The following is a 9,953-nucleotide window of genomic DNA, read 5'->3' on the forward strand; positions in this document are numbered from 1 at the left end:
TTTGCACTGCCCAAGGCAGGCGGCTCACACGTAACGTGTGGCCCGACCGACCACATGGCATACGGAGCGTATGAGAGTGAGGCAGCACCCCATGCCCCCCTTCGATCTCCCCGAGGGCGACCCCTTCGGCACGCACAACCTTCCGTACGGTGTCTTCTCCCTCCCCGGCTCGGACTCCGCACGACGGGTCGGCGTCCGGCTCGGCGATCACGTCCTCGACGCGGGCAGGGCCGCCCAGGCCCTCGGCTCGCCCTACGCCCCGCTGCTCGCCCAGGACTCCCTGAACCCGCTGCTCGCCGCCGGCCGCACCACCTGGTCGGACGTACGGCGCGCGCTGACGGCATGGGTGACCGTGCCCGCGCACCAGGAGGTCGTCCGCGACCTCTTCCACCCCCTGTCCTCGGTGACCCTGCACCTCCCCTTCCAGGTCGCCGACTACGTCGACTTCTACGCCTCCGAGAACCACGCCCGGAACGTCGGCCAGATCTTCCGCCCCGACGCCGAGGACTCCCTCACCCCCAACTGGAAGCACCTGCCGATCGGTTACCACGGCCGCTCCGGCACCGTGGTCGTGTCCGGCACGGATGTCGTACGTCCGTCGGGCCAGCGCAAGGCCCCCACCGACCCGGCGCCGGTCTTCGGCCCGTCGATCCGGCTCGACATCGAGGCCGAGGTCGGCTTCGTGGTCGGCACGCCGTCGCGGATGGGCGAGCCGGTGGCGCTGGGCGACTACCGGGAGCACGTCTTCGGCCTGTGCCTGCTCAACGACTGGTCGGCACGCGACATCCAGGCCTGGGAGTACGTCCCCCTCGGCCCCTTCCTCGGCAAGTCGTTCACCACGTCGGTGTCGGCGTGGATCACCCCGCTGGACGCCCTGGACGACGCGCGGGTGGCACCGCCGCAGCGCACCCACCCCCTGCTGCCGTACCTGGACGACTCCGGCTCCGAGACCGAACCCGGCGGCTACGACCTGCGTATCTCGGTGGCCGTCAACGGCCACGTGATCTCCGAGCCGCCCTTCTCCACCATGTACTGGACCGCCGCCCAGCAGCTCGCCCATATGACGGTGAACGGCGCCTCGCTGCGCACCGGCGACCTGTACGGCTCCGGCACGGTCAGCGGCCCGACGGAAGGCGAACGCGGCTCACTGCTGGAGCTGACCTGGAACGGCCGCGACCCGCTCGAACTCCCCGACGGCAAGCGGACGTTCCTGGAGGACGGCGACGTGGTGACCCTGTCCGCCTGGGCACCGGGGCCCGGCGGGGTCCGGGTGGGACTGGGCGAGGTCACGGGGCGCATCGCGGCGGGGTGACGGCGAGGCGGGGAGGGCGGCCCGGACCGGGAGCGGGGCCGACACCGGGACGGCGGCCGGGGCCGGGACGGCGGCCGGGGCCGAAGTCGAGGCCGGTGCTCACTCGCTTGTCGAGGTCGGGGCCAACTCGCTGATTCCGCAGGACGTTTCGCGTCAGCGGCGACGGCACCGGCGCCCCGGCCGTACGGTCGTCCGGGGCGCGCATTCGGCGCGTCCTTCCCCCTGACTCCGCCGGCGGTCACCGTCATACTGACTGGCGGTGGGATGCGAGCCGTGTCCGGCGTTCGCGGCCCGCCGCCCTGCACGGCCGCCCGCGCATCTTCCTGCCCAGGATCCGGAGACCAAGGCATGACCGTCTGCATGCTCCTGTTGAGCATCGTCGCCCTGACGGCCGCCGTACCCGTCCCCCGAGCACTGACCCGGGCCACCTGGCCCGAACGGGAACCTGTGGTCGCGCTCTGGGTGTGGCAGTGCATGGTCGCCACCGTCCTGCTGTGCTGCCTGACGGCCCTGTCCCTGGGCACGGCCGCGGTCTTCGGCACGGTGCGCGCCCAGCTCTTCGCTCCGGCTCCGCCGTCGGTGACGGAGGCGTACGACCTCTCGGCCGCGCCCGCCTGGGCCGCCGCCCTCACGCTGCTGCTGGCCTGCGGTGCGGCCTGGACGACCGCGATGCTGGCCCGCGAGACCGTCGAGGCCCGCCGGCGACGTGGCGTGGCCAGGGCCCACCTGCGCGAACGCGCCCCCGACCTGCCCGCGGGCCTGGGCTCGGCGCGCGGCCCGCTGCTGGTGCTGGAGGACGAGTACCCGGACGCCTGGTGGATGCCCGGCAGCCCGGCCCAGCTCATCGTCACCACCGGTGCCCTGCACCGCCTGACCGACCACCAGTTGGATGCCGTCCTCACCCACGAGCGGGGCCATGCCCGCGCCCGCCACGACTGGCTGCTGCACCTCTCCACCGCGCTCGCCACCGGATTCCCCCGCATCCCGTTGTTCGCCCACTTCTGCGACCAGACCCACCGCCTGGTCGAACTGGCCGCCGACGACACGGCGTCCCGCCGCTGCGGTCACCTGACGACGGCCCTGGCCCTGATCGAGCTCAACCAGCACCGGGGCGTCCTGTCCTGCGCGTCCACCCACCGCCTCCTGGGCGAACGCGTCGACCGCCTCCTCCAGCCCCCACCCCGCCTGGGCCGCCGCGACCGCGCGCTCACGACGACGCTGGCGGCACTGATTCCGCTGCTCCCACTGTTGATCACGTTCGCACCGGGGCTGACGGCACTGGCGTGACCGGGGTGCCGGACCGTCGGGTCCCCGACCCTCCCTAGGCCCAGTCCTCCGGCTCCGGCTCCATCTCCATCTCGGGCCAGTCGTCCATCCCGTGCCCCGCCGCAGGAGCCGCGTCGGACGCCGCCTCTGAACCGGCCCCGGACTCACCCCGCGCCGAGACCAGCACCTCGAGCACGCCCTCCCCGTACGTGGCCAGCTTCTTCTCGCCGACCCCGCTGATGCTCCCGAGCTCCCGCACGGAGGCGGGCCACACGGTCACGATCTCCCGCAGCGTCGCGTCGTGGAAGATCACGTACGCCGGGACCCCCTGCTCCCGAGCCTGCTCGGCACGCCAGGCACGCAACGCCTCGAAGGCCGGCACCAGCTCCTGAGGCAGCTCGGCCGCCGCGGCCTTCGCCTTCTTCTCCCCGCGCGCGCCGGAACCCGACCCCGACCGCGAGGTCGCCGGCTTCTTCGGTTCCTTCCGCAGCGGCACCTCCCGCTCGCGCCGCAGCACCGACCCGCTGGCCTCGGTCAGCACGAGCGTCCCGTACTCCCCCTCGACCGCGAGCAGCCCCTGCGCCAGCAACTGCCGTACGACGCCCCGCCATTCGCCCTCGCCGAGGTCCTCGCCGATGCCGAACACGGACAGCTGGTCGTGATCGAACTGGATCACCTTGGCGGTGCGCCGCCCCAGCAGGATGTCGACGATCTGCACCGCCCCGAACTTCTGGCCGCGCTCACGCTGCAGCCGCACCACCGTCGACAGCACCTTCTGCGCCGCGACCGTGCCGTCCCAGGTCTCCGGCGGGGTGACACAGGTGTCGCAGTTCCCGCAGCCCACCGGCTCGGCGTCCTGGCCGAAGTAGGCGAGCAGCTGGCCGCGCCGGCACTGGGCCGTCTCGCACAGCGCCAGCATCGCGTCGAGGTGGGAGGCGGCCCGGCGCCGGAACGCCTCGTCGCCCTCGCCCGAGTTGATCAGCTTGCGCTGCTGGATGACGTCGTTGAGGCCGTAGGCCATCCAGGCCGTGGAGGGGAGGCCGTCACGGCCGGCGCGGCCGGTCTCCTGGTAGTAGCCCTCGACCGACTTGGGCAGGTCGAGGTGGGCGACGAAGCGGACGTCCGGCTTGTCGATGCCCATTCCGAAGGCGATGGTCGCGACCACGACCAGGCCGTCCTCCCGCAGGAACCGGGACTGGTGCGCCGCGCGCGTGCCCCCGTCGAGCCCTGCGTGGTACGGCACCGCCTCGATGCCGTTGCGGGCCAGGAACTCGGCCGTGGCGTCCACCGACTTGCGGGACAGGCAGTACACGATGCCCGCGTCGCCCGCGTGCTCGTCCTTGAGGAAGCTCAGCAGCTGCTTCTTCGGGTCGGCCTTCGGCACGATCCGGTACTGGATGTTCGGCCGGTCGAAGCTCGCCACGAAGTGCCGGGCGGCCGGCATGTTCAGGCGTTGGGTGATCTCCTGGTGGGTGGCCCGGGTGGCCGTCGCCGTGAGCGCGACCCTCGGGACGTCCGGCCAGCGCTCGCCGAGCAGCGACAGGGACAGATAGTCGGGCCGGAAGTCGTGGCCCCACTGGGAGACGCAGTGCGCCTCGTCGATGGCGAACACCGAGATCTTGCCGCGGGAGAGCAGCTCCAGCGTCGCGTCGAGGCGCAGCCGCTCCGGTGCGAGGTAGAGCAGGTCGAGCTCGCCCGCCAGGAACTCCGCCTCGACCACCCGGCGCTCGTCGAAGTCCAGCGTGGAGTTGATGAACCCGGCGCGCACGCCCAGCGCCCGCAGCGCGTCCACCTGATCCTGCATGAGTGCGATGAGCGGGGAGACGACCACGCCCGTACCGGGTCTGACCAGGGACGGGATCTGGTAGCAGAGGGATTTTCCGCCACCGGTCGGCATGAGCACGACCGCGTCGCCGCCCGCCACCACATGCTCGATGACGGCTTCCTGCTCGCCGCGGAAGGCCTCGTATCCGAAGACCCGGTGCAGCATGGCCAGCGCCTCACTGCCGCCGGTCTGCGCCGTCTCGGTCACCCCTGGCATCTCCCTGATCCCACCCGTCGCGCCCATCGTCATGTCCCCCGTACGTCGTCCCTCGACCACTGCCTCCACGATAGGGGCCAGGACCGACAGTGCCGGAGTTATCCACAGGCTCGCACCCACCTCGACACGGCTGCGGCCCGGCACCCCTCGGAAGGGGTGCCGGGCCGCAGCCGTGATGCACGAGGCCGTCGCGTCAGCGCACGAACACGCTCGCCTGGTTCGCCAGGTCCAGGAAGTACTGCGGCGCCACACCCAGCACCAGCGTGACCGCGACACCGACGCCGATCGCCGTCATCGTCAGCGGCGACGGAACGGCGACCGTCGGGCCCTCGGGCCGCGGCTCGCTGAAGAACATCAGGACGATCACGCGGATGTAGAAGAACGCCGCGATCGCGGACGAGATCACACCGACCACGACCAGCGGGGCCGCCCCGCCTTCCGCCGCCGCCTTGAACACGGCGAACTTCCCGGCGAACCCGGAGGTCAGCGGGATACCGGCGAAGGCCAGCAGGAACACCGCGAACACGGCCGCGACCAGCGGTGAACGGCGGCCCAGACCGGCCCAGTTGGACAGGTGCGTGGCCTCACCGCCGGCGTCGCGCACCAGCGTGACCACCGCGAACGCGCCGATCGTCACGAACGAGTACGCCGCCAGGTAGAAGAGGACGGACGACACCCCGTCCGGCGTGGTCGCGATGACACCCGCGAGGATGAACCCCGCGTGCGCGATCGACGAGTACGCCAGCAGTCGCTTGATGTCGGTCTGCGTGATCGCGATGATCGCGCCGCCGAGCATGGTGACGATCGCCACGCCCCACATGACCGGCCGCCAGTCCCAGCGCAGGCCGGGCAGGACGACGTACAGGAGCCTCAGCAGCGCGCCGAACGCCGCCACCTTGGTGGCCGCCGCCATGAACCCGGTCACCGGCGTGGGCGCACCCTGGTAGACGTCGGGCGTCCACATGTGGAACGGGACCGCGCCCACCTTGAACAGCAGGCCCATCACGATCATCGCGGAGCCGATGAGCAGCAGCGCGTCGTTGCCCATGGTGTCCGCGAGCGCCGGGTTGACGTCCGGCACCGTGCCGTCGACGACCTGCGCGATCGTCGCGTACGACACGGAGCCCGCGTACCCGTACAGCATGGCGATGCCGAACAGCGTGAACGCGGAGGCGAAGGCTCCCAGCAGGAAGTACTTGACCGCGGCCTCCTGCGACATCAGCCGCTTGCGCCGGGCCAGCGCGCACATCAGGTACAGCGGGAGCGAGAGCACTTCCAGGGCGATGAACAGCGTCAGCAGGTCGTTGGCCGCCGGGAAGACCAGCATGCCCGCGATGGCGAACATCAGCAGCGGGAACACCTCGGTGGTGGTGAACCCGGCCTTGACCGCGGCCTTCTCGCTGTCGCTGCCCGGCACGGACGCGGCCTGCGCGGCGAAGGAGTCGACCCGGTTGCCGTGCGCCTCCGGATCGAGCCGCCGTTCGGCGAAGGTGAACAGGCCGACCAGGCCCGCCAGCAGGATCGTGCCCTGGAGGAACAGGGCGGGTCCGTCGACGGCGATCGCGCCCATCGCGGCGATGCCCGACTTGGTCGTGGCGTATCCGCCGGCCGCCAGCGCCACGACCGCGGCGAAGGCGGCGACGAGCGCCACGACGGCGACGAACACCTGGGCGTAGTAACGCGTCTTGCGCGGTACGGCCGCCTCGATCAGCACGCCGACGACCGCCGCGCCGACAATGATCAGGACGGGCGACAGCTGCCCGTACTCGATCTTCGGCGTGTCGATCTTCGAGATCGGTTCGGCCGCGGTTGTCCACAGGCTGTGGACGGCAGATGTGCTCACTTGGCCGCCTCCACCTCGGGCTGAGGATCCTTCTTGTGTACGTCGGACATGGTCTGCTGGACCGCCGGGTTGACGATGTCCGTCAGGGGCTTCGGGTAGACGCCCAGGAAGAGCAGCAGGGCGACCAGCGGGGCGACGACCACGAGTTCCCGGACCCTGAGGTCGGGCATCGCGGAGACCTCCGGCTTCACCGGGCCCGTCATCGTCCGCTGGTAGAGGACGAGGACGTAGAGCGCGGCGAGCACGATGCCGAAGGTGGCGATGATGCCGATCACCGGGTAGCGCGTGAACGTGCCGACCAGGACCAGGAACTCACTCACGAACGGCGCCAGGCCCGGCAGCGACAGCGTCGCCAGGCCGCCGATCAGGAACGTGCCGGCGAGCACCGGGGCGACCTTCTGCACACCGCCGTAGTCGGCGATGAGCCGCGAGCCGCGCCGGGAGATCAGGAAGCCGGCCACCAGCATCAGCGCGGCCGTCGAGATCCCGTGGTTGACCATGTAGAGCGTCGCGCCTGACTGGCCCTGGCTGGTCATCGCGAAGATGCCCATGATGATGAAGCCGAAGTGCGAGATCGACGCGTACGCGATCAGGCGCTTCATGTCGCGCTGGCCGACCGCGAGCAGCGCCCCGTAGACGATGCTGATCAGCGCCAGGACGAGGATCGCGGGTGTCGCCCACTTGCTGGCCTCGGGGAACAGCTGGAGGCAGAAGCGGAGCATCGCGAAGGTGCCCACCTTGTCGACGACCGCGGTGATGAGGACGGCGACCGGTGCGGTGGCCTCCCCCATCGCGTTCGGCAGCCAGGTGTGCAGCGGCCACAGCGGCGCCTTCACCGCGAAGGCGAAGAAGAAGCCGAGGAACAGCCAGCGTTCGGTGTTGGTCGCCATGTCGAGCGTGCCGTTGGCACGGGCCTCGGCGATCTCCTGGAGGCTGAAGTTCCCGGCGACCACATACAGGCCGATCACCGCGGCCAGCATGATCAGACCGCCGACCAGGTTGTAGAGCAGGAACTTAACGGCCGCGTACGACCGCTGCGTGGAGGCCACCTTCTCGCCGTGCTCGTGGGCACGGTCCCCGAAGCCGCCGATGAGGAAGTACATCGGGATGAGCATGGCTTCGAAGAAGATGTAGAAGAGGAAGACGTCGGTGGCCTCGAAGGAGATGATCACCATCGCCTCGACGGCCAGGATCAGGGCGAAGAAGCCCTGGGTCGGCCGCCACCGCTTGCTGCCGGTCTCCAGCGGGTCGGCGTCGTGCCAGCCCGCGAGGACGATGAACGGGATCAGCAGCGCCGTCAGCGCGATCAGCGCGACCGCGATGCCGTCCACGCCGAGTTCGTAGCGGACCCCGAAGTCCGCGATCCAGGAGTGGGATTCGGTGAGCTGATAGCGATCGCCGCCCGGGTCGAAGCGGACCAGGACGGTGATCGCGAGGGCGAGTGTGCCGAGTGAGACGAGCAGCGCCAGCCATTTGGCGGCGGTGCGCTGCGCGGCCGGTACGGCGGCCGTGGCGATCGCCCCGATCGCCGGGAGCACCGCCGTGGCTGTCAGCAGAGGAAAGGACATCGGTATCAGACCGCCCTCATCAGCAGGGTCGCGGCGATGAGGATCGCCACACCTCCGAACATCGAGACCGCGTAGGACCGCACGAAGCCGTTCTGGAGCCTGCGCATCCGTCCGGACAGGCCGCCGACCGAGGCCGCCGTGCCGTTGACGACGCCGTCGACCAGGGTGTGGTCGACGTACACCAGGGACCGCGTGAGGTGCTCGCCGCCGCGGACGAGGACGACGTGGTTGAAGTCGTCCTGGTACAGATCGCGCCGGGCGGCCCGGGTGAGCACCGACCCGCGCGGGGCGACGGCCGGGACCGGGCGGCGGCCGTACTGGCCGTAGGCGATGGCGACGCCGATGACCATGCACGCGACGGTCGCGCCGGTGATGACTCCCGCGCCGATCGGCGCGTGGCCGTGGTCGTGCCCGGTGATGGGCTCCAGCCAGTGGATGAAGCGGTCACCGATGCTGAAGAACCCACCGGCGGCGACCGATCCGACGGCCAGCACGATCATCGGGATCGTCATGATCTTCGGCGACTCGTGCGGGTGCGGTTCGTTGCCGTTCTCGTCCGGCTGCCAGCGCTTCTCGCCGAAGAACGTCATCAGCATCACGCGCGTCATGTAGAACGCCGTGATCGCGGCACCCAGCAGTGCGCAGCCGCCGAGGATCCAGCCCTCGGTGCCGCCCTTGGCGAACGCGGCCTCGATGATCTTGTCCTTGGAGAAGAAGCCGGACAGACCGGGGAAGCCGATGATCGCGAGGTAGCCGAGGCCGAACGTCACGAAGGTGACCGGCATGTACTTGCGCAGACCGCCGTACTTGCGCATGTCGACCTCGTCGTTCATGCCGTGCATGACGGAACCGGCGCCGAGGAACAGCCCGGCCTTGAAGAAGCCGTGCGTCACCAGGTGCATGATCGCGAAGACGTAGCCGATGGGGCCGAGGCCCGCGGCGAGGACCATGTAGCCGATCTGCGACATGGTCGAGCCGGCGAGTGCCTTCTTGATGTCGTCCTTCGCGCAACCGACGATCGCTCCGAACAGGAGCGTGACGGCGCCGACGATCGTGACGACCAGCTGCGCGTCGGGCGCGGCGTTGAAGATGGCGCCGGAGCGGACGATCAGGTAGACGCCCGCGGTGACCATCGTCGCGGCGTGGATGAGGGCGGAGACCGGGGTCGGGCCCTCCATCGCGTCCCCGAGCCAGGACTGGAGCGGTACCTGGGCGGACTTGCCGCATGCGGCGAGCAGCAGCATCAGGCCGATCGCGGTGAGCTTGCCCTCGCTCGCGTCGGCGGCCAGGCCGGGCTCCCCCTCGCCGCCGAGCAGCGGCCCGAAGGCGAAGGTTCCGAACCAGAAGAACATCAGCATGATCGCGATCGACAGGCCCATGTCGCCGACGCGGTTGACGAGGAAGGCCTTCTTCGCGGCCGTGGCGGCGCTGGGCTTGTGCTGCCAGAAGCCGATCAGCAGGTACGACGCGAGACCGACGCCCTCCCAGCCGACGTACAGCAGCAGGTAGTTGTCGGCGAGGACGAGCAGCAGCATCGCCGCGAGGAACAGGTTCAGATAGCCGAAGAAGCGGCGGCGCCGCTCGTCGTGCTCCATGTACCCGATCGAGTACAGGTGGATCAGCGAGCCGACGCCGGTGATCAGCAGCACGAACGTCATCGACAGCTGGTCCAGGCGGAAGGCGACGTCCGCCTGGAAGCCCTCGACCTGGATCCAGCTGAACAGGTGCTGGGTGAGGGTCCGCTGTTCGGGGTCCTTGCCCAGCAGGTCGGCGAAGAGGACCACGCCGAAGGCGAAGGAGGTGAACGACAGGAGCGTGCCGATCCACTGGCCGACGGCGTCCAGCCGCCGGCCGCCGCACAACAGGACGGCCGCTCCGAGCAGGGGCGCCGCGATCAGCAGCGCAATCAGGTTCTCCACGTTT

6 protein-coding genes are annotated in these 9,953 nt (G+C 70.3%); 2 read left to right on the plus strand and 4 right to left on the minus strand.

The genetic code is table 11. From position 1 onward, the window contains the following. Positions 1–91: 91 nt before the first annotated feature. Together fahA and CP983_RS17980 are read left to right on the plus strand one after the other, a co-directional pair. Positions 92–1,312 (plus strand): fumarylacetoacetase, encoded by a 1,221-nt coding sequence (fahA, locus tag CP983_RS17975; protein WP_150500462.1) that lies wholly within the window; start codon positions 92–94, stop codon positions 1,310–1,312. Between the two features lie 348 nt (positions 1,313–1,660). After that, the gene (locus CP983_RS17980) at positions 1,661–2,599 is read left to right on the plus strand and encodes a M56 family metallopeptidase (RefSeq protein WP_107904224.1); all 939 of its coding nucleotides are present in this window, start codon (positions 1,661–1,663) and stop codon (positions 2,597–2,599) included. A gap of 34 nt (positions 2,600–2,633) precedes the next feature. Here CP983_RS17980 and recQ read toward each other — a convergent pair whose 3' ends face one another. The 4 genes from recQ to nuoL form a co-directional block, all read right to left on the minus strand. Further along, positions 2,634–4,646, minus strand: coding sequence for a DNA helicase RecQ (recQ, locus tag CP983_RS17985; RefSeq protein ID WP_150506670.1), 2,013 nt, complete (start codon positions 4,644–4,646; stop codon positions 2,634–2,636). A 166-nt stretch (positions 4,647–4,812) separates the two neighbouring features. After that, positions 4,813–6,462 carry an NADH-quinone oxidoreductase subunit NuoN gene (gene nuoN, locus CP983_RS17990; RefSeq protein WP_107904226.1) on the minus strand — a complete coding sequence of 550 codons (1,650 nt, stop codon included), beginning with the start codon at positions 6,460–6,462 and terminating at the stop codon, positions 4,813–4,815. Beyond that, positions 6,459–8,030, minus strand: coding sequence for an NADH-quinone oxidoreductase subunit M (locus CP983_RS17995; protein WP_125527281.1), 1,572 nt, complete (start codon positions 8,028–8,030; stop codon positions 6,459–6,461). The genes nuoN and CP983_RS17995 overlap by 4 nt, the downstream gene beginning before the upstream one ends. A 5-nt stretch (positions 8,031–8,035) precedes the next feature. Continuing rightward, positions 8,036–9,949, minus strand: coding sequence for an NADH-quinone oxidoreductase subunit L (gene nuoL / locus CP983_RS18000; protein ID WP_150500464.1), 1,914 nt, complete (start codon positions 9,947–9,949; stop codon positions 8,036–8,038). Between the last annotated feature and the right edge of the window lie 4 nt (positions 9,950–9,953).

It is taken from the genome of Streptomyces chartreusis (genome assembly GCF_008704715.1).
Lineage (GTDB): Bacteria > Actinomycetota > Actinomycetes > Streptomycetales > Streptomycetaceae > Streptomyces > Streptomyces chartreusis.